This is a genomic window from Megasphaera vaginalis (ex Bordigoni et al. 2020) (assembly GCF_900240295.1).
Classification (GTDB): domain Bacteria; phylum Bacillota; class Negativicutes; order Veillonellales; family Megasphaeraceae; genus Megasphaera; species Megasphaera vaginalis.
The window spans coordinates 337,184-356,373 of record NZ_OEQB01000001.1 but is presented as its reverse complement, the minus strand read 5'-3'; the positions used below and the strand labels follow the sequence as shown (position 1 = coordinate 356,373).

Below are 19,190 nucleotides of genomic sequence, written 5' to 3'. Positions count from 1 at the left end.
GCCCTGTTCCTTGTTATGAAATAAAATACATAAATATTCGAAAAATGGCTTGCTATTATGTGCCTTTAGAGTGATATATATACATGACAAAGGGGAAAGCCCCAAAGAAAAAGCACACGAAAGCGAGGAAGCTGCGATGACAAAATTTGAAAAAGACTACCATGAAATGCTGAAGGGAGCAGGGCGGTATATCCTGAAAAAACGGATGGAAGAAATCAAGGAACTGAAGAAAGAACAGCGGTCCTGCAAGAACCGTTTCCGGTTCCAGTGCATCTGCCAGACTCTCAGCCGGTTGGAATGGGAATACGAAGCCCTCGAAGGACTTTACTAGTGCATCTGGTATTTTCTTGCAGAAAAATAAGAGGAGACCGCAGTTGCGGTCTTCTCTGTCGTACAGCCCGTAAGGGCTTTTTTTTTGGGAGGTGAGTGCCATTGGCTGTACGAGGAAGGAAACCGAAACCGACAGCACTCAAGGTGCTGGAAGGAAATCCCGGCCATCGCCCGCTCAACAAAAAAGAACCGCTGCCTAAGGGACGGCTGCCCCGCTGTCCGGACTGGCTGGAAGACGATGCCAAGAAGGAATGGAAACGCCTGGGAAAAGTCCTCGCGGAGATGGGGATGCTGACCAATCTGGATATGATGGCCTTTGCCGGATACTGCCAGGCATACGCCCGGTGGAAAGGGGCCGAAGAGTTCATCACCCAGCATGGGGATATGGTGCGGACGCCGAACGGATACCTGCAGCAGGTGCCTCAGGTGTCCATCGCCCAGACGAACCTCAAAATCATGCTGAAGTTCTGTGAGCAGTTCGGCCTGACTCCGTCTGCCCGGAGCCGCATGATCGGGGAAGAAAACGGGGCAGAAACAGAAACGGATGAAATGGAACTGCTGCTAAGGGGGTGACAAGTTTGGCGTTTGTATATAAGCCGTCAGCGTTCATGCTGCCGGCTTCCCGTTATGATGAAGAAAAGGCTGACCGTGCCGTCGCTTTCATCGAGCATCTCTGTCATACCAAAGGAAAATGGGCTGGGAAGCCTTTTCTCTTATTGCCCTGGCAGGAACAGATTGTGCGTGATCTGTTCGGCATCGTCAAGGAGAACGGGAAGCGGCAGTTCCTGACGGCCTATATAGAGATACCAAAGAAGAACGGGAAGAGCGAGCTGGCTGCCGCCATCGCCCTGTACCTTCTTTATGCCGATAATGAACCGAGTGCCGAAGTGTATGGTGCAGCCTGTGACCGCAACCAGGCATCCATCGTCTTTGATGTGGCACGGCAGATGGTCGAGATGAGTCCGGCCCTGATGCGCCGTTCCAAGATACGGTCGGCCGGGAAGCGGATCATCAACTACCACAATGCCGGGTTCTACCAGGTGCTGTCGGCAGAAACAGGGACCAAGCACGGGCTTAATGTGTCCGGCCTGGTCTTTGATGAAATCCACGCCCAGCCGAACCGGAAGCTTTATGATGTCCTGACCAAAGGCTCTGGTGATGCAAGGGAGCAGCCTCTCTTTTTCATCATCACCACAGCGGGCAATGACAAGAACAGCATCTGCTACGAACTGCATACCAAGGCCCTGGACTTGATGGCGGGCCGGAAGAAGGATGCCACCTTTTATCCCGTGGTCTATGGCCTGGAACATGAGGAAGACTGGACGGATGAAGCGAACTGGTACAAGGCGAACCCGTCACTGGGCCACACCATACAGATTGACCGCGTCCGGGAAGCGTATCGGAATGCCGTCGAAAATCCGGCGGAAGAGAATGTCTTCAAGCAGCTCCGGCTCAATATCTGGACTTCGGCCAGCATCCGCTGGATACCGGAACAGGTCTACGACAAGGGGAATCTTCCCATTGACAGGGACTTCCTGCGGGGACGGATGTGCTACGGCGGGCTGGACTTGTCCAGTACGTCGGATATCACGGCCCTGGTTCTGGCTTTCCCGCCACGGAGCGATGACGAGAAATACATCCTGCTTCCTTTCTTCTGGCTGCCGGAAGACACGCTGGAACTGCGGTGCCGCCGGGACCATGTCCTATACGACGTCTGGCAGAAGCAGGGCTTCATCCAGACAACGGAAGGGAACGTCATCCATTATGGTTTCATCGAGAAGTTCATCGAACGTTTAGGAGAAACCTATAATATCCGGGAAATCGCTTACGACAGGTGGAACGCCACCCAGATGGTGCAGAACCTGGAAGACATGGGCTTTACCATGGTGCCTTTCGGCCAGGGATTCAAGGATATGTCGCCACCGTCGAAGGAGCTGTTCAAGCTCTTGATGGAAGGGAACATCCTCCATGGCGGCAATCCCGTCCTCAAATGGATGGCCGGCAACGTCGTCATGCGGCAGGATCCGGCGGGGAACATCAAGCCGGACAAAGAAAAATCCGTCGAAAAAATCGACGGAATTGTGGCGTTCATCATGGCACTGGACCGCTGCATCCGCAACGGAATAGGCAGCGGCAGTGTCTATGACGAACGGGGTGTTATTGCTTTTTGATTTTTATTACCAGGTAATTTGGCAGATGTTCATTCTGAACACCCAATCGAAAAGATACGCCATTCCCCTTAAAAGTGGAGAGATGCCTTCCTTTTTCAGGTCTACATAGCCTGTCAGGTATTTTCGTACAGATACCTTAATGTCGTCGTCCAATCTTAGGTCATGAAGTGGGTTATTGCAGTAGAACATTCCCTTTATGCCATGTATTCCCATTGTTTTCAATGTTCTCTTCATCAGTACCTTTATACCGAAGCTGCCGATAGTATCAAATACGAGGCAACCGTGGGGAAAGGCACCCTTTAGCCTCAGAATAAGTTGATGTACCTCTTTTTCTCTGAGATACATAAACACTCCGGCTGCAAACAGGAAAACTCCTTGAAATACATCAATGTATTGAGTCCAAGTATCATCATTTAAATCAGCCGCGATATTGATTTCTCGGCCAATAGGGGGAAGAAGCGAATTTCGTATGGAAATAATGTCTTTCCTGTCGATATTGTATAGATTCATTCTTCCGTTATCTCCTAAGCGAGGGGTCTGATCTAATCCGCATCCCATATTCACAACAGCCGCATCTGGATGGGAAGATAGATAGTCTTGCATCTCATAAAGAATAGCTTTGCTTCGAAGAATACCTTCTAAGGCACCAAACTTCCAAACAAAAGAACCTTTCTTTTTATTAAGCGTAGAAAAATCGTAATTCAGATGTCTGATTACGTCATCCGCATAAGGGTCTAGGAGAATGTGAGGGAAGAGTTCATTGCCAAGTTTCCTGGCATAGAGGGGAATGATTAATGTTTCTTGCACCGTATTTTTTTCAATAGTTATTCTGCCCATGAGTGCTCATTTCCTTTCTGAGATTTACTATTATGAAAATAGTTTACCAATAATAAAACGTGTTTGTAAACTATCAATTACTAGGTTAAGTATCCCTTTTTAGGAGGTTTTCATGCATATCCCATTTTTATCCAGCCTGTTCCGTACTCGGGACAAGCCTCAGAACTATTACATCAGCACGGATTTCCGTTATCTGTTCGGCCCTTCCACCAGCGGCAAGATGGTGAACGAGTTCACGGCCATGCAGACAACGGCGGTGTATGCCTGTGTCCGCATCCTGGCGGAAACCTTGGCAGCTCTGCCGCTACAGCTGTACCGTTACACGCCGGGCGGCAAGGAGCGGGTCTATGACCATCCGCTGTATCATCTGCTCCATGATGAGCCGAACCCGGAGATGACCTCGTTCATCTTCCGGGAAACGCTTATGAGCCATCTACTCATCTGGGGCAATGCCTACGCCCAGATCATCCGGGACCGCTTGGGACGGGTGCAGGGACTTTATCCGCTGCGTCCAGACAAGATGACCGTCTGCCGGGATGACCGGGGACAGATTTTCTATCTGTATACCAAGACGGGTGATGAGAATCCGAATGTCAAACCATACGGGCAGGTGGTCCTGCAGAAGGAAGAAGTGCTGCATATCCCCGGCCTTGGTTTTGACGGCCTGGTCGGCTATTCGCCTATTGCCATGGCCCGCAATGCCGTGGGCATGACCATGGCCTGCGAGGAATACGGTGCGTCTTTCTTTGCCAACGGGGCCAGTCCCAGCGGGGTACTGGAGCATCCAGGCGTTCTGAAGGACCCGGGCAGAGTCCGGGATTCCTGGAATGCTGTCTATCGGGGGACAGGCAACGCGCACAAGGTAGCCGTGCTGGAAGAAGGCATGAAGTACCAGCAGATCGGCATCCCGCCGGAAGAAGCACAGTTCCTGGAAACGCGGAAGTTCCAGCTCGATGAGATTGCCCGGCTCTACCGCATCCCGCCACACATGATTGGCGACCTGGAGAAAAGTTCCTTTAATAACATCGAGCAACAGTCCATGGAATTTGTGAAATACACTCTGGACCCATGGGTTATCCGCTGGGAGCAGGCCATGCAGAAAGCCCTGTTCCTGCCGGAAGAGAAAAAGCAGTATTTCCTGAAGTTCAACGTGAACGGCCTCTTGCGCGGCGACTACGAGAGCCGCATGACCGGGTACAGCATCGGTCGGCAGAACGGCTGGCTGTCCGCCAACGATATCCGGGAGATGGAAGACATGAACCCTGTGCCGGATGAGGAAGGCGGCAACCTGTACCTGGTGAACGGCAGCATGACCAAGCTCAAGGACGCCGGGGCCTTTGCCCAGAAGGGAGAAACGAATGAAACATAAATTTTGGAGATGGGTGACAAATGTTGCCCACGATGCCTTTGGCAGCGAACGGACGCTGTACCTGGACGGACAGATTTCGGACGAGACCTGGTGGGGCGATGAAGTGACCCCGAAGGCGTTCAAGGATGAACTGAACGCGGGTAGCGGCGATATCACCCTCTGGATCAACAGCCCGGGCGGTGACTGTTTTGCCGCTGCCCAGATTTATAACATGCTCATGGATTATCCTGGGAACGTCACCGTCAAGATTGACGGCCTGGCGGCTTCAGCGGCTTCCGTCATCGCCATGGCCGGAACGAAGGTCTGCATGTCGCCGGTGGCCATCCTGATGATCCACAATCCGGCGACCATGGCTTACGGGGACAAGGCTGAGATGGAAAAGACCATCGGCATGCTGAGCGAGGTCAAGGAAAGCATCATCAATGCCTATGAAATCAAGAGCGGCCTGGCCCGCACGAAGATTGCTCATATGATGGATGACGAGACCTGGCTCAATGCCCGCAAAGCCGTGGAACTGGGCTTTGCCGATGAAATCCTGTTTGACCAGGAAGACGGGGAACAGCAGCCGGAAGCCATGCTGTACAGTCCGGTCACGGTGACGAATTCCTTTGTACAGAAACTGAAACCCAAGAAACCCTTGCAGAAAGTGCCAGCCGCAAATCTCGAAAAGCGGCTGGCATTGCTCATTCATTGACAGGAGGACAAGCATAATGGATACGATTTTAGCACTGCGCGAGAAGCGCAAGAACCTCTGGGATGCGGCGAAAGCCTTCCTGGATACGGCCCGCGATGAGAACGGCATGGTATCGGCAGAGGACGCGGCCCGGTACGACAAGATGGAAGCGGATGTAGTGAACCTGGGCAAGGAAATCGACCGCCTGGAACGCCAGCAGCAGCTCGATGCCCAGCTGGCCCAGCCGACATCTTCTCCCATCACGGAACAGCCCGGTGCCAGGGACCAGGTGCCGGAAAAGAAAGGCCGTGCATCCATGGCTTACCAGAAAGCCTTCTGGGACAGCATCCGCCATAAGAACTTCATCGATGTACAGAACGCCCTGAGCGTGGGCACGGATGCCGATGGCGGCTACCTGGTGCCGGATGAATTCGAACATCAGCTCATCGACAAGCTTCAGGAAGAGAACTTCTTCCGCAGCCTGGCGACGGTCATCCATACCAGCGGCGACCGCAAGATTCCCGTCGTGACGGGACATGGCGAAGCATCCTGGATGGAAGAGAATGGCCTCTACCCGGATAGCCAGGATACCTTCGGCCAGCAGTCCATCGGGGCGTACAAGCTGGGGACGGCTATCCGTGTGTCGGAAGAACTCCTGAATGACAGCGTCTTCGACCTGGAAAGCTATATCGCCGGCGAATTCGCCCGCCGTATCGGCACGAAGGAAGAAGAAGCCTTCCTCATCGGCGATGGGAGGAACAAGCCGACCGGTGTATTTCCGTCTGCGGAATTGGGCGTGACGGCCAATGGCGCATCTATTACCTTTGATGATGTCATCGACCTGTATCATTCCCTGCGTATCCCGTACCGCCGCAAGGCCGTATGGCTTCTGAACGACGCTACAATCAAGGCCCTGCGCAAAATCAAAGACAACAACGGCAACTACATCTGGCAGCCGTCCGTCACGGCCGGGACACCGGATACCATCCTGAACCGTCCCTGCTACAGCACATCCTTTGCCCCGGAACTGGCGGCCGGCAACCGTCCCATGCTCTTCGGCGATTTCAGCTACTACTGGATTGCCGACCGGGAATACCGCTCCTTCAAGCGTCTCAACGAACTGTATGCCGCCAACGGCCAGATTGGCTTCCTCGCAAGCCAGCGCGTCGATGGCATGCTGATGCTGAAGGAATCGGTCAAGGCCCTAGAGATGAAGGCGAAGGGATAAGCCATGCTGGTCAGCCTGGAAGAAGCCAGGGAATATCTGCGGATTGATGAGGGTGATACGTCCAATGATGACGTCATCTTGTCTTCCCTGGAAACGGCCCAGGCCTTGTGCCTGGACCTGGCCCGCTGCGAGGAAGCGGATGCCGAAGAGAATCCCGTCGTGTTCCATGAAGCCATCCTATATGCCGCCGCCTTTTTGTACGAGCATCGGGAAGAAGCCGATTATTCCGGTCTGCTGAAGCGGCTGCGGTGGCTGCTGTTCGGGGTGCGGCGGAGCTGTTTTTGAAAGGGGGATGCCCATGAAGACCGGGCTTTTGAACAAACGGATTGAAATCCTGGGGAAGCAGGCGGCAACGGATGCATACGGCTTCGACACCCAGACCGACGTCGTGGTGTACCGCTGCTGGGCATCCATCGAGCCTGCCTGGGGCAAAGTGTTCTATGAGATAGAACGCAAGGCGGACACGGAGTACAGCAAGATTACCATCCGCTGGCGACCGGGCGTTACTCACGACATGAAGGTGAAGTACCAGAATCACCTGTACGACATCGACACCATCGTGGACCCGTACATGCGCCACGAAGCCCTGGAACTGTACTGCACGGAAGAAGTGAGGGGGACGGACAATGAGCGGAAGTGACTTTGAGGTCAAAGGATTGGATGACCTTTCGGAAAAACTGCTTTCTGTCATTGAAGAGTTTCCCGGCACTGCTGAAAAGGGCCTGGTGACGATTGGCAACAAGCTCAGGAAGGAGTGCGTGAAGAACACGCCGGAAGGCAGCACGGGCAAGCTGAAGAAAGGCTGGAAGCACAAGGTGGAAGGCTATAACGGCTCGGAGCTGACCTATGAACTGGTCAACCGGCACCCGGTCCATCACCTGCTCAATAACGGCCATGTCAAGAAAACGCCGGGCGGCAGGACCGTTGGCTATTATGAAGGCCAGCATTATACGGAGAAATCCGTCAAGGCCTTTGAAGCCCGGGAATTGCAGCTGGGCCTGGAGAAACTGGCGAAGAAGCTCCTGAAGAAAGCAGGCGGCACATGATCCATGACATCGACATCCTGCAGGTCATACAGCAGAAGCTGAAGGAACGGTTCCCGTATCCCGTGTATCTGCAGGAAGTGAAGGAAGGGTTCCGTCCGCCAGCGTTTTTCCTGAAGACGATGACGGTGGCTTCGCCCCAGAGCTGCAAGGAAGTGTACCGGGATACGGATATGTACATCACCTATATACCGCAGAAGCAGACGGCCAGCGCATCCATCTATGAAGTGCTGGCTGCTGCAGAAGACCTGTTCCGTGACGGGATTGCCGTCCAGGACAGGTTTTTTGCTGTCCGCTCGATGAACGAGGAACTCATCGGTGCCGACAACGACGGCGGCCGGCTGACGCTGACCGTCCAGTACTATGATTCTGCCGATGAAACGGAAGCAGCCGAACGGATGAAAGTGCTGCATCAGCGGTATCGGGGAAAGGAGACAACGAAATATGAAAATGCCATCCATTAATGTCGTGTTCAAGGAAAAAGGTATCAGTGCCATCGAGCGCAGTGAGCGCGGCATTGTCCTCATGATCCTGAAGGAAGAGACCCTGCCTTCGGTGACGGAAGTGAATCTGTATACGGCAGATGACATCCCCAAGGAACTGTCCGACAGCAACCGGGAGCAGCTGGAACTGGCGCTCCGGGGCTATGTGAACAGCCCGAAGAAGGTCATCGCCGAAATCATCAGCAGTGAAGCCGAGGACTATACGGATATCCTGAAGGTCATCGAGAACAAGCGCTTCGACTACCTGGTCATCCCGGACATCGGAACGTCGCACATCGATACCATCGCCACCTGGGTCAAAGGGATGCGTACCAATAAAGACAAGATGATCAAGGCCGTCCTGCCAGACTGTACGGCGGATACGGAAGGGGTCATCAACTTCGTCAACAAGACCATCCGCACGAAGAGCAAGACCTATACGACGGCCCAGTACTGCAGCCGCATTGCCGGCATCATCGCCGGGACGCCCATGACGATTTCCTGCACCTACGCGCCGCTGTCGGAAGTCATCGGCTGCGATGTGTGGACGAAAGAGGAAATGGACACCATGGCCGGAGCAGGGAAGCTGTTCTTCTTCTTTGACGGTGAAAAGGTGAAACTGGCCCGGGGCATCAACTCCCTGGTGACCACCGTCCAGGACAAGGGGACGAGCTTCCAGAAAATCAAGCTCGTGGACCTGATGGACATGATGCACGATGACATCCGCACGACGGCCCAGGACCATTACCTCGGGAAGTACGCCAACAGCTATGCGAACCGCTGCCTCCTGGTGACGGCCATCCAGGGATATCTTGACCAGCTGGCCCAGGAAGGGCTGCTGGAACAGGACCAGAACACAGCCTATATCGATGTGGAATCCACGAAGATATGGCTGGAATCCAACGGCAAATACACCAAGGCGGAACTGGCAGACATGTCCGATATGGACATAAAGCTGGCCAATATCGGCAGCAATGTGTTCATCGCCGTCAAGGCATCGCTGCTGGATGCCATGGAAGACGTGACGATTACCATCAATATCTGAGGAGGTGAAGCCGGATGAACAGTATGGAAGCCAAACGGGTCATGAACGGCAAGTATGCTGACCTGTATATCGACGGCGACCTCATGGCCGAAGCAACGGCGTTTAAGGCCGAGGTCACACTGACCAAGGAAGAAGTGAAGATGCTCCGCCATGTAGGCAAGGGCTACAAGGTCACAGGCTACGACTGCAAAGGCCAGCTGAAGCTGCATAAGGTGTCGAGCTACATGGTTCGGAAGATGAACGACAACATCAAGGCGGGCAGGCAGACTGTCGTGACCATCGTCTCTGTTCTGGATGACAAGGATGCCATCGGCAGCGAGCGCATCGTCATCAAGGACGCGACCTTTGACAGCCTGATCCTGGCTGACTGGGAAGTGGACAAGATGGGCGAAGAAAGCTACAGCTTCACCTTCTCGGACTGGGACCTCTTGGATTTAGCATAAGGAGAACAAGCAGATGAATATGGTAGACCGACTGCTGAAAGCAGATGTAGTGAACAAGCTGGCCGAACGGCCTGAAAAGAAAGTGAAGATGGAACGGCTCTCGAAGCTGTTCGGGTTCGATTTCGTCATCACGCTCCGTGCCATCGACCCGGAACGGTATGCCGATATCCAGAAGATGGCTGTAGATTTCACTAATGGCAATGCCGATAATGTAGACATTTACCAGATGCAGACCCAGACACTCCTGGCGGGGATTGCCGACCCTGATTTCAAAAACAAGGAATTGCTGGAAAAATTCGGGGCAACCCTTCCGGCGGATATTATCCGTAAACTGTTTCTGGCAGGTGAGATTGCCGATCTTACGGCACAGATTACGGAACTCAACGGCTATACGACCCAGGAAAAGGCGGACAAAGCCGTAAAAAACTGATTCGGACCGATGGCGAAGTGCAGGCGATGTACTTTCTGTTCCGGGAGCATCACCTGCTGCCGTCAGCTGTCATGAAACTAGGATACGGTGAACGGCAGGTGTTGTACGCTTTTGTTCGGTATGAGATGGAAGAACGCAATAAAAAAGTATCTTCAGCATTATCGGATTAACTGCTGAAAATACGGCTATCTGGCATAAAGTCATAAGGTAGGCTCAATCCACTTAGATATTTCATAGACGAAGTCGCTTTTTTTCTTGCATTGTGGGTGGCCGACACGTAGTACATGAAAGGTTTGATTGCCCAGCGTGGAAATGGCTTCCTGCCAGGGCATTTTTCTTTTCCCAATATCTTTAAAACCGTTGTAATGAATATTATAACGGTCAAAGACGTTAGGGATGTAATCGTCATAATACCAAGATGTATAAAAAATGACATGAGTAGGATGTATTACCTTTAATTCCTGCTGAAGGACTTTTAGGTTTAGGATACAGTTGGATTTTACAAAATCTGAGGTAGTATCCTTTCCTCCGGAATTGTTGCATTTGACAATATTGGTAAACACGATGTGTTCTATGGAATCGTCACCGAATATTCTCAGAGTGATAGCACGAGTATAGCTCCAGTATGGCCAGCTTTTGTTCCACAGAGATTCACGGGTATTTTGAAAGGGATTGCGGAAGCCGTCTTCAATCGTGCCGGGATTGTTTCTGGCATTTTTACCGACAAATAGAATTCTCTTGGAAGTTTTATTAAAATCGGAACCTACGCACCAACAGCCAATCGGCAAGGATAACATCTCTTTCTTATGGCATTCTTCACAGATTTTGCAAGTACCAAGCTCCATATGGTGATATCGTTCAGCTAATCTTTTTTCTGTTTCATTGAAATAGCGCATTGGAATTTCTCCGTAAAGATAGATTTCTTTTATCTTACTATATTTTTATAGCTGTAACAACATTGAGAGGTGATACCTATTGGCCAATAACGTCATCGATGCTGTTATCCGTTTGCGGGATTTGTTCACACCGACGGTGCGGAGCGTCAATGCCAGCCTGGGAACCATGAAGACCCAGATGGCGTCGGCAAAACAATCGGTCAGCGGCTTGTCAGATAAGCTGACAGAACATGAACGGATACAGAAACGGACGGCGAAAAGCATCGAACAGACGGGTGGCAAGATTTCTGGCTTGTCAGATAAATTCGCATTGCTGTCTGCGCCTATTTTAGCGGCTGCCACGGCGGGCTTTAAACTGAACAGTGATTTTACCAATGGCCTGGCTAAAGTGTCTACCCTGGTAGATACGACGGTGGTGTCCATGGACAAGATTAAAGAGGAAATCCGAAGCGTCAGTGATGAAACTGGAGCAGGTGTGGCTGACCTTTCGGAATCTGTTTACCAGGCCATTTCTGCGGGGGTCGATGCTGGCCATGCCGTAGGCTTCGTCAGAGATATGACCATCGCCGCCAAGGCCGGGTTCACAGATACGACGACTGCCGTAAACGGTGTCACGACCGTCCTCAATGCCTATGGGAAATCGGCAGAAGAAGCCACGGCGGTGACGGACCAGATGCTCCTGGCACAGAACTTCGGCAAGACATCCTTTGGCGAGATGGCCCAGTCCATGGGCAACGTCATCCCCATTGCGGCACAGCTCAATGTCAGCACCCAGGAACTGTTCGGTTCCATTGCTGTCCTGACCAAGAACGGCATCCGGACCAGCGAGGCCATTACAGGACTCAAGGCGGCCTACAGCAACATCCTGAAGCCTTCTTCTGAAGCGGCGAAACTGGCATCTTCTCTGGGTCTGGAATTCAATGCAGCCCATTTGCAGAGCGTAGGATGGGTGAAGTTTCTGGATGAAGTGAAGCGGGCTACAGGCGGCGATGCCGAACAGATGGCCCAGCTCTTTGGTTCCGTAGAAGGATTGAACAGCATCCTGGTCCTGACGGGCAAGGGCGCCGGGGATTTCGACAAGGTCATGGACCAGATGGCCCAGTCTGCCGGCATGACGCGGGAAGCCTATGAAAAGATGTTGACGCCGTCTGAACAGATGCAGATTGCCATGAACCAGCTGAAGAACGCCGGGATGGATCTCGCCGTTTCTTTTACGCCGTACTTTAAAGCAATGTCCCTGCGGGTGAAGGAACTGGCGGCCTGGTTCCGGTCACTGACGCCGGAGCAGAAAGCCCTCATCGGGCAGATTGCTTTCGGTATTGTGACCTTCCAGATATTCGGCTCTACCCTGGGCCGGGTGCTGACGATAGGCGGACGGGCCTTCGGGACGTTTAGCTCCATCGCTGCGGGCATCAGCAAGGCCGGGAGCGTATCGAAGTATCTGGCTGCCCAGTTCAAGGGCCTCATCACTGTGGCAAGAGGCATCGCCATCGTTGCCAAAGGCATGGGCAGTACGTTCCTGACAGTGGGCAGGCTGATGGTTACGGTCATCCGGGCAGTTGGCGCAGCAGCGATGGCCAATCCAATCCTGATTGTCATCGCTGCCGTCATCGCAGGGCTGTATCTCCTCTGGAGCAACTGGGATACGGTTTTGCAGTATATCGAACAGGCCATCCAGGCGGTGTCGGATGCCGTGGATGCCGGGATGCAATGGATTGCTTCGGCCTGGGACGGGGCCATGAACGGCATCAGCGAGACGGCTTCCAGCATCTGGGAAAGCATCAAGGATACTTTCCGGAGCGGCGTGAACTGGGTCATTGACCAGGTTAACGGACTCATTGCCAGTATCAACGGCCTGTCCATCGACATCCCGTCTCTGACGGGCGGGGCGCTGACTCATGTGGGATTCAATATTGAACCCATCAGCCACTTTGCCGGAGGCGTCGAGAACTTTGGCGGCGGCTTTGCGGTCATCAACGAAGACCGCCGGGGCGAGCTGGTCCACCTGCCAAACGGTAGTACCGTGGTCCCGCATGATGAAAGCATTCGGCAGGCCATGAACGCAGGCAGCCACTCTATTACCATCCGCATCGATACGATGAACGTCCGCAGCGAGCAGGACATCGATGCTGTAGCCGGCAAGCTGGTAGAAAAAATCCGGCTGTACGGCATGAACCGCATGAAAGGAGCGACCATCTGATGGCCTCATTCTTAGAATCCATCCTGAACGCCATCGGGCAGGCATCACAGAATCTGACGATTTCCCTGGCCGCAGGCAGCTCTGTCGTGACCTTTCCCGTGCTTCCTTCGGAACTGATGGTTTCCGTCAATATGAACCATGGTACGGTGAACATCAACAACTACGGGGAGTATCTCATGAAAGGCAGGACCGGGCTGAAGTCCCTGACACTGGCGGGATTTTTCCCGGCCCAGGATTATCCCTTTGCCGTGATGACGCTGTCGCCTTATACCTATATCGCCGAACTGGAAGCCATGCGTACAGGCGGCGAGGCCTGCCAGCTCACGGTATCGGACACGCCTATTTCCATGCCCTGCCTGATCCGCTCCTTCAAGTTCGGGGAAAAGGACGGCAGCGGCGATGTGTATTATGAACTGGCGCTGACGGAATACCGCTATGTCACAGCGGCGGAAACAGGGAAAACGGATCCGGCAACGGGGCTGAAGAAACGCCCTGAGTCGTTCTGGCAGAAGCTGAAGAAGAATATCACCTATTATCCGGGCGACAGCATCGGCAACGTCGTGGGCCGGGCCGTCGGAAAATCGGTCACGCTCAATAAGGAGCAGTTCTCCAAGTTCCAGGTCTACCGCAGCATCATCCGAAACGGCGGCCTGAAAACGGGTGACATCATCCGGCTGACGACCATGAACCTGAAAAGGAATGATGAAAATGTTCCAGTTGGCAAAGATAAATAAGGCAGATACGGAAAACCAGCAAGCAGATAAGCCGCAGAACACGGACTTGTCTGCTTACGTCCTTTCCTATACCTGGTCGGGCGATGTGGAGCAGGCCGGGAGAAAACTGGAATTTGACATCGCCTATACCACGAAAGACAAGGACTGGACGAATGCCGTTCTGGAGCTGGGCGATGAAGTGTGTTTTTCCTATACCGATGAGGTCACGCAGGAGATGTTCCCCATTTTCCAGGGGCGCATCTTTTCCCGGAGCCGGGACAGCGAGTCCTATGCCATGCGCTTTGTGGCCTTTGACAATATCATCTATCTGGCCAAATCTCGTATTACCCGGAAGTACGCCAATGTGACCGTGGCGGATGCCATCCGGCAGACCATCCATGACTTTTCCATCGAAGCCGGGACGATGCCGGACCTTTCTGTGGTGTGCAGTTTCATCGCCGATGACATCTCAGCAACCGATGCCATCAAGCAGGCGCTGTCTTACCAGTCGGCACAGGATGGCAAGGGCTATCACATCTACATGACAGACGGGAAGCTGAATGTGGTCTGCACTAATGATCAGGTGGTGGAGGACTTCCTCATCAGCGATGAAACGAATCTCACCGGGGCATCCGTGTCCGAGTCTATCGAAGACATGGTATCCAAGGTGGTCGTCGTGGACAGTGCAGGCCAGACGAAAGGCGAGATGCCGAATACTACAGATATAGAAAAATTTGGCATCATACAGGCCATCTGCAAGGCAGACCCCAAGCAGGACGATGCCTCGCAGGCCCGGGCCATGCTGAAGACCGTCGCCCATGACATGGCTGTCAAGGCGCTCGGCCATATCCAGTGCATCGCCGGCTTTTCCGTGGACATCCAGGAAGAACAGCTCAAAGGGCGGTTCTTCATCAAATCGGACAGCCATCGGATTGAGGGGAACAGGCACACCATGGATCTGCATCTGGTCTTCCATAAACTGCTGGATGAACAGAAGCAGGCACTGGACAGTGCATCGTACAACACCAACCCGGATTACGTGCCGCCAGCAGCAGCCGCTTCGGGCAGCAAGAGCGGGGGCGTCCATGAGCGGGAATGCTGCCGGAGGCGATGTGGTGGATTCGTGCATGGAGAATTTTGATGGCACCGTTTCGCCTTATGGCTCCAATGGCTGCGTGGACCGGGCGACGGTTGCTGCAGCTGGTTATTCGCCCTTTGCTGCCCGGGAATACAACAACAACGTTAAAGGCTGCGACCAGCTCCGGGCCGATGCCGAAGCCCAGGGACTAGCGATTCCCTACGACCCGGCACAGCTGGAGAAAGGCGACATCATCATGTACAACCGCTACAGCAAGCCGGACCCGAACTGGCATGTCGTGGTCTATGACGGCAACGGCGGATGCTGGGGCAACAGCTCCAATGTGTACGGCTGTTTCCATCATTACGAAGGGAACATCGATATGGGGCGTGACTATTATCCGGCGACCCTCATCAAGACATCGAGGGGGTGACGGGAAATGCAGAAAAATCCATATATCAGCCTGCTGAACCTCATGGAGCAGGTATCGAGGAGCAGCAACAGCCCGTCCATCCAGATTGGCGAGATACTCCAATCCCCGCCGGACATCCAGGTGAAATACAATGGCATCGTCCTGACCAAAGAGGAGCTGTGGATTTCCCATTACCTCCTGGCAGGCTATGGCAGGACAGCCCGGGGCCATCTGGTATCGGCTACGCAGAACCGGGCAGGCGGCAGCGGGGATGCGGCCTACCAGTCGCATAACCACGATATCCATAACGACTACACCGATTCAGTGATTACCACGGATACCTTGAAGCCGGGCATGAAAGTCGCCATTATGCCCATGCTGGTGAACGGGAAAATCCAGCAGTATGTGATTTTAGATGAGATTGTGAGGTTGGACGGATATGGCTGATCCTTTTGTGGCCTTGGCATCCGGAGCGGATGCCAGCGTCAGAGAAACATTGCCGCTCCTTTCGGAATACGGTTATGACTTCGAGAAGCATCGGTTTCGCTATGACGAGAACGGCAATAACATCACCGTGACGGAAGATGAAGCCCTCAAGGTGTGGATTTATAAAGCCCTGATGACGGAACGGTACCGGTATCTGGCCTACCATGATGAATACGGCATTACCATTGAACCCTATCAGGGAACGATGCCCAACAGCGTCTATACGGCAGACCAGATCTGCCAGAACATCCGGGAAGGGCTGGTCGTCAATCCCTATATTGCCCGGATCAACCGGGTGGATGTGGAAAAGCGGGAGAAAGATGATTTGTTCATTCTAGTGGATGTGACATCCATTTACAGCGATGAAAGCATTACGGTTGCCGCAGAAAGGAGTCTTGCATGAGCGATTTGTTCGATGCCCAGACAAAAGATCAGATTGAGAGCCGCATGGTGCAGACCCTGCATACGCTGACCGATACGGACAAGACGGCTATCGAGGGTTCGTTTGCCCGGGATATGATTGATACCAATGCCGTGGAATTTGAGAACAGCTATGCCGAGATGGCCATGCTCCGGGACGCGGCGTTTGCCGAGACTGCCTGGGGCGATTATCTGACGCTCCGGGCCGAGGAATTCGGCATCCAGCGGAAACAGGCGGTGAAGACCAATGGCAAGGTGACGGTCACCGGGCAGTCCGGGGCCTACATCATACGCGGCAGCTTGTTCCAGACCAAAGACGGGCTGCGCTTCTATACGACAGAATCTGCTACGATCCCGGCGGATGGAACGGAAGCAGACATTGCTGTCCAGGCCGCAGATACAGGGGTGAAAGGGAATGTGGCACCGGGGACGATTACGGAAATTCCTTATTCCATCCCCAATGTGTACAGCGTGACCAACCCGGAGAAATGCACGGACGGAGCCGATGAAGAATCCGATGCGGCCCTCCTGGCACGGCTCCTGTTCCGGGTCCGCCAGCCCATCACGTCCGGCAACGCCAACCACTACCGCTCCTGGGCCATGTCCGTGGACGGGGTGGGCAACTGCAAGGTCATCCCGCTCTGGAACGGGAACGGTACGGTGAAAGTCATCATTGTGACGGCAGAGAATGAATCGGCTTCCAGCGAGCTGATCCAGAAAGTGTCCCGGTACATCGAATCTCAGCGGCCCATCGGGGCTACCGTGACTGTGGTATCTCCGGCACCCGTATCTGTGGATATTACGGCAGAAGTGTACGGCACCGTCAATGCCGATGCGGTGACAGATGCTGTGTCTGCTTATTTCAAGAATACGGGTTTTAGCCTGTCCTATGTCAGCCTGGCCCAGATTGGCCGGCTCATCCTGAGTGTGAATGGGATTACAGACTACCGGAACCTGAAACTCGGCGGCAAGGCGGAGAATATCCGCCTGACCAATGAGCAGATCCCCGTAGTCGGGAAGGTGGTGCTGAACCTTGTCAGCGAATGAGTGGATGAGACAGCAGCCCATTAATGTGCTGGACTATCTGCCGAAATTCCTGGGGAAAGACCCGATGTTCAAAAAGATGGCGGATACCTGCAGCACGGAGCATAACCGACTGCGGCTGGCTCTGCAGGACCTAGCAGACAACTTCTTCGTGAACACAGCCACCTGGGCGCTGCCTCTTTATGAATCGTTCCTTGGCATCAAGACCGGTGACGGGGCTACCGACGAATTCCGCAGGCAGCGGATTCTCTTTAAGCTGCAGCATGTGGATGTATCCACGGTGGATTTCATGAACTCCATCGTGAACCTGTACAGTGTCGGCCACATCGAGGAAGTGAACGAAGAATATTATTTCAAAGTGTACTGCATTATGAATGACAAGGATACCGGAACGCTCTCGAAGCTGATTGCCCAGCTCGATATCTACAAGCCGGCCCATCTGGGCTATGCCATCTATCTTGGCTATTCCTGGAACGGGAAGATCCATTGGGATGGCGAGGCGACGTTCTCGACAGCGACGATTGTATCCGGGAAAGGAGTGACGGCAAGTGGCTGAGTATATCAAGGAGAAGTGGTCGGCAGATTTTCCGGACCGGGCCGGGCAGGAAGTCCGGCCAACAGAAGCCGTAGAAAATACGCTGGATTATGATGTGCTTTTTCCCCAGTATCTTTCGGAAGACCCGGTCGTCTTCAATCAGCAGAACAGGACCGTGTCCCAGCTGGTCAGCAATGATGCACGGCTCTATGAGCGGATTTCTGCTACGGCAGCCGACATCAATGCCCATCTGACCGATGCCAAGGCCCATGCCAGCGGCATCAGCGGCAATGCGGCCAGTGCTTCGAAGCTGCAGACGGGGCGGAAAATCCACCGGGTGCTGTTTGACGGCACGAGGGATATCCCCCTGCCGGATTTCAGTGGCTGCGGCGAAAAGACAGCAGGCCAGAGCGGCATGGTCCCGTCACCGTCTGCGGGGAAGCTGAATACGGTCCTGCACAGCAACGGCAGCTGGGGCAAGGTCACTTATGCGGATATGGACGAAGAGGCTGTGGCAAAAATCCAGGCTTGCCCGTTCCCTGTCAATGCCATCTACATTTCTACGGACGGGAAGAATCCCGCAACGTATTGGCCGGGTACGACCTGGGTGGCCTTCGCCATGGGGCGGTGCCTGATCGGAGCCGGGGCAGCAGACAGCGGGACAATGTACAAGGCCGGGGACAAGCTGGGCGAAGAGAAGCACACCAATACCCTGGCGGAAATACCGATTCACAAGCACAGTGGTTCAACGGCTAAAAGTGGTGGACATAATCATAACCGAGGGGACATGGAAATCTGGGGGAACTTTGGGGGAGATGATGCCGTGCGTGGCCAACAGGGGTTACCTGCGCCGGGGGGCTCCTTTTATCCAGGCGGAATTGCCAGATATGATGCTAAATCTGGATATGATGGCGATGAAGATGGCGTCGTAGTAGAATTTCGTGCTTCCCGCACCTGGTCTGGGAATACGTCATGGAATGGAGAACATGCGCATACCTTTGATACAGGAAATGCCGGGGGCGGTACAGCCCACAACAATATGCAGCCGTCTATTGTCGTGTACATATTTCAGCGGACGGGATAGGAGGTGAGAAATATGGCTGAATGGTTACAGATGGCCGCATCTCTGGTATCGGTCCTGATGCTCTGCGGCGTTATCTTCAATTTCAGCGTCATCAAGCCCTTAAATCAATCAGTACGGAGCCTGCAGGAGTGCATTGATCATCTGCGCAGGCAACTATCCGATACGGAATCCAAACGGCAGCAGATGGCAGAGCGGTTGTCCCGGGTGGAAGAAGCTACGGGGCACGTACAGCATCGCCTGGATGTGATTGAGCAACGGCAGAATGAGTAGG

At 53.7% G+C, this 19,190-nt stretch carries 25 protein-coding genes; 23 read left to right on the top strand and 2 right to left on the bottom strand.

Annotated elements, in window-relative coordinates; translation table 11 throughout:
- The first annotated feature begins 136 nt into the window (after positions 1-136).
- The 3 genes from C0977_RS01705 (at position 137) to C0977_RS01695 (ending at position 2,501) form a co-directional block, all read left to right on the top strand.
- Positions 137-331 carry a hypothetical protein gene (locus C0977_RS01705; RefSeq protein WP_101912199.1) on the top strand — a complete coding sequence of 65 codons (195 nt, stop codon included), beginning with the start codon at positions 137-139 and terminating at the stop codon, positions 329-331.
- A 101-nt stretch (positions 332-432) separates the two neighbouring features.
- Positions 433-903 (top strand): phage terminase small subunit P27 family, encoded by a 471-nt coding sequence (locus C0977_RS01700; RefSeq protein ID WP_101912198.1) that lies wholly within the window; start codon positions 433-435, stop codon positions 901-903.
- 35 nt (positions 904-938) lie between these two features.
- Positions 939-2,501 (top strand): terminase large subunit, encoded by a 1,563-nt coding sequence (locus tag C0977_RS01695; RefSeq protein ID WP_101912334.1) that lies wholly within the window; start codon positions 939-941, stop codon positions 2,499-2,501.
- Positions 2,502-2,507: 6 nt separating this feature from the next.
- Here C0977_RS01695 and C0977_RS01690 read toward each other — a convergent pair whose 3' ends face one another.
- Positions 2,508-3,338, bottom strand: coding sequence for a class I SAM-dependent methyltransferase (locus C0977_RS01690; RefSeq protein ID WP_101912197.1), 831 nt, complete (start codon positions 3,336-3,338; stop codon positions 2,508-2,510).
- Between the two features lie 112 nt (positions 3,339-3,450).
- Here C0977_RS01690 and C0977_RS01685 point away from each other — a divergent pair, with 112 nt between their 5' ends.
- Genes C0977_RS01685 through C0977_RS01640 form a run of 10 tightly spaced genes read left to right on the top strand, consistent with a single transcriptional unit; the run spans position 3,451 to position 10,051 of the window.
- The gene (locus C0977_RS01685; RefSeq protein WP_101912196.1) at positions 3,451-4,707 is read left to right on the top strand and encodes a phage portal protein; all 1,257 of its coding nucleotides are present in this window, start codon (positions 3,451-3,453) and stop codon (positions 4,705-4,707) included.
- On the top strand, positions 4,697-5,401 hold the full coding sequence (locus C0977_RS01680) for a head maturation protease, ClpP-related (protein ID WP_101912195.1): 705 nt from the start codon (positions 4,697-4,699) through the stop codon (positions 5,399-5,401). The genes C0977_RS01685 and C0977_RS01680 overlap by 11 nt, the downstream gene beginning before the upstream one ends.
- A 16-nt stretch (positions 5,402-5,417) precedes the next feature.
- On the top strand, positions 5,418-6,608 hold the full coding sequence (locus C0977_RS01675) for a phage major capsid protein (protein ID WP_101912194.1): 1,191 nt from the start codon (positions 5,418-5,420) through the stop codon (positions 6,606-6,608).
- 3 nt (positions 6,609-6,611) lie between these two features.
- Positions 6,612-6,893 carry a head-tail connector protein gene (locus tag C0977_RS01670; protein WP_014128974.1) on the top strand — a complete coding sequence of 94 codons (282 nt, stop codon included), beginning with the start codon at positions 6,612-6,614 and terminating at the stop codon, positions 6,891-6,893.
- 13 nt (positions 6,894-6,906) lie between these two features.
- Complete coding sequence (locus C0977_RS01665) at positions 6,907-7,248, top strand: phage head closure protein (protein ID WP_234987534.1); 342 nt, start codon at positions 6,907-6,909, stop codon at positions 7,246-7,248.
- Positions 7,235-7,654 carry an HK97 gp10 family phage protein gene (locus C0977_RS01660; RefSeq protein ID WP_101912192.1) on the top strand — a complete coding sequence of 140 codons (420 nt, stop codon included), beginning with the start codon at positions 7,235-7,237 and terminating at the stop codon, positions 7,652-7,654. The genes C0977_RS01665 and C0977_RS01660 overlap by 14 nt, the downstream gene beginning before the upstream one ends.
- Entirely contained in the window at positions 7,651-8,115 is a 465-nt protein-coding gene (locus C0977_RS01655; RefSeq protein ID WP_101912191.1) for a phage tail terminator family protein, read from the top strand. Before C0977_RS01660 ends, C0977_RS01655 begins: the two co-directional genes overlap by 4 nt.
- On the top strand, positions 8,096-9,178 hold the full coding sequence (locus C0977_RS01650) for a phage tail sheath subtilisin-like domain-containing protein (protein WP_026385604.1): 1,083 nt from the start codon (positions 8,096-8,098) through the stop codon (positions 9,176-9,178). The genes C0977_RS01655 and C0977_RS01650 overlap by 20 nt, the downstream gene beginning before the upstream one ends.
- 14 nt (positions 9,179-9,192) lie before the next feature.
- On the top strand, positions 9,193-9,621 hold the full coding sequence (locus tag C0977_RS01645; protein WP_026385603.1) for a phage tail tube protein: 429 nt from the start codon (positions 9,193-9,195) through the stop codon (positions 9,619-9,621).
- A 13-nt stretch (positions 9,622-9,634) separates the two neighbouring features.
- On the top strand, positions 9,635-10,051 hold the full coding sequence (locus C0977_RS01640; RefSeq protein ID WP_101912190.1) for a phage tail assembly chaperone: 417 nt from the start codon (positions 9,635-9,637) through the stop codon (positions 10,049-10,051).
- A 200-nt stretch (positions 10,052-10,251) separates the two neighbouring features.
- On the opposite strand, the gene C0977_RS01635 is transcribed toward C0977_RS01640, so the two are convergent.
- Complete coding sequence (locus C0977_RS01635; RefSeq protein ID WP_101912189.1) at positions 10,252-10,947, bottom strand: hypothetical protein; 696 nt, start codon at positions 10,945-10,947, stop codon at positions 10,252-10,254.
- A 79-nt stretch (positions 10,948-11,026) separates the two neighbouring features.
- On the opposite strand from C0977_RS01635, the gene C0977_RS01630 reads away from it, so the two are divergent.
- From C0977_RS01630 to C0977_RS01590, 10 genes are read left to right on the top strand one after another with little or no spacing between them, the layout of a single operon-like run.
- On the top strand, positions 11,027-13,147 hold the full coding sequence (locus tag C0977_RS01630; RefSeq protein ID WP_101912188.1) for a phage tail tape measure protein: 2,121 nt from the start codon (positions 11,027-11,029) through the stop codon (positions 13,145-13,147).
- Positions 13,147-13,881, top strand: coding sequence for a hypothetical protein (locus C0977_RS01625; RefSeq protein ID WP_101912187.1), 735 nt, complete (start codon positions 13,147-13,149; stop codon positions 13,879-13,881). The genes C0977_RS01630 and C0977_RS01625 overlap by 1 nt, the downstream gene beginning before the upstream one ends.
- The gene (locus C0977_RS01620) at positions 13,856-15,001 is read left to right on the top strand and encodes an XkdQ/YqbQ family protein (RefSeq protein WP_200814190.1); all 1,146 of its coding nucleotides are present in this window, start codon (positions 13,856-13,858) and stop codon (positions 14,999-15,001) included. The genes C0977_RS01625 and C0977_RS01620 overlap by 26 nt, the downstream gene beginning before the upstream one ends.
- The gene (locus tag C0977_RS10930; protein WP_200814189.1) at positions 14,988-15,371 is read left to right on the top strand and encodes a hypothetical protein; all 384 of its coding nucleotides are present in this window, start codon (positions 14,988-14,990) and stop codon (positions 15,369-15,371) included. The genes C0977_RS01620 and C0977_RS10930 overlap by 14 nt, the downstream gene beginning before the upstream one ends.
- A gap of 6 nt (positions 15,372-15,377) precedes the next feature.
- Complete coding sequence (locus C0977_RS01615) at positions 15,378-15,797, top strand: DUF2577 domain-containing protein (protein ID WP_065360657.1); 420 nt, start codon at positions 15,378-15,380, stop codon at positions 15,795-15,797.
- Entirely contained in the window at positions 15,790-16,239 is a 450-nt protein-coding gene (locus C0977_RS01610; RefSeq protein WP_101912186.1) for a DUF2634 domain-containing protein, read from the top strand. The genes C0977_RS01615 and C0977_RS01610 overlap by 8 nt, the downstream gene beginning before the upstream one ends.
- On the top strand, positions 16,236-17,303 hold the full coding sequence (locus C0977_RS01605) for a baseplate J/gp47 family protein (protein ID WP_101912185.1): 1,068 nt from the start codon (positions 16,236-16,238) through the stop codon (positions 17,301-17,303). The genes C0977_RS01610 and C0977_RS01605 overlap by 4 nt, the downstream gene beginning before the upstream one ends.
- Entirely contained in the window at positions 17,290-17,856 is a 567-nt protein-coding gene (locus tag C0977_RS01600; RefSeq protein WP_234987533.1) for a putative phage tail protein, read from the top strand. Before C0977_RS01605 ends, C0977_RS01600 begins: the two co-directional genes overlap by 14 nt.
- Positions 17,849-18,919 carry a phage baseplate protein gene (locus C0977_RS01595; RefSeq protein ID WP_101912183.1) on the top strand — a complete coding sequence of 357 codons (1,071 nt, stop codon included), beginning with the start codon at positions 17,849-17,851 and terminating at the stop codon, positions 18,917-18,919. Before C0977_RS01600 ends, C0977_RS01595 begins: the two co-directional genes overlap by 8 nt.
- A 12-nt stretch (positions 18,920-18,931) precedes the next feature.
- Positions 18,932-19,189 (top strand): hypothetical protein, encoded by a 258-nt coding sequence (locus C0977_RS01590; RefSeq protein ID WP_233539609.1) that lies wholly within the window; start codon positions 18,932-18,934, stop codon positions 19,187-19,189.
- Position 19,190 lies beyond the last annotated feature (1 nt).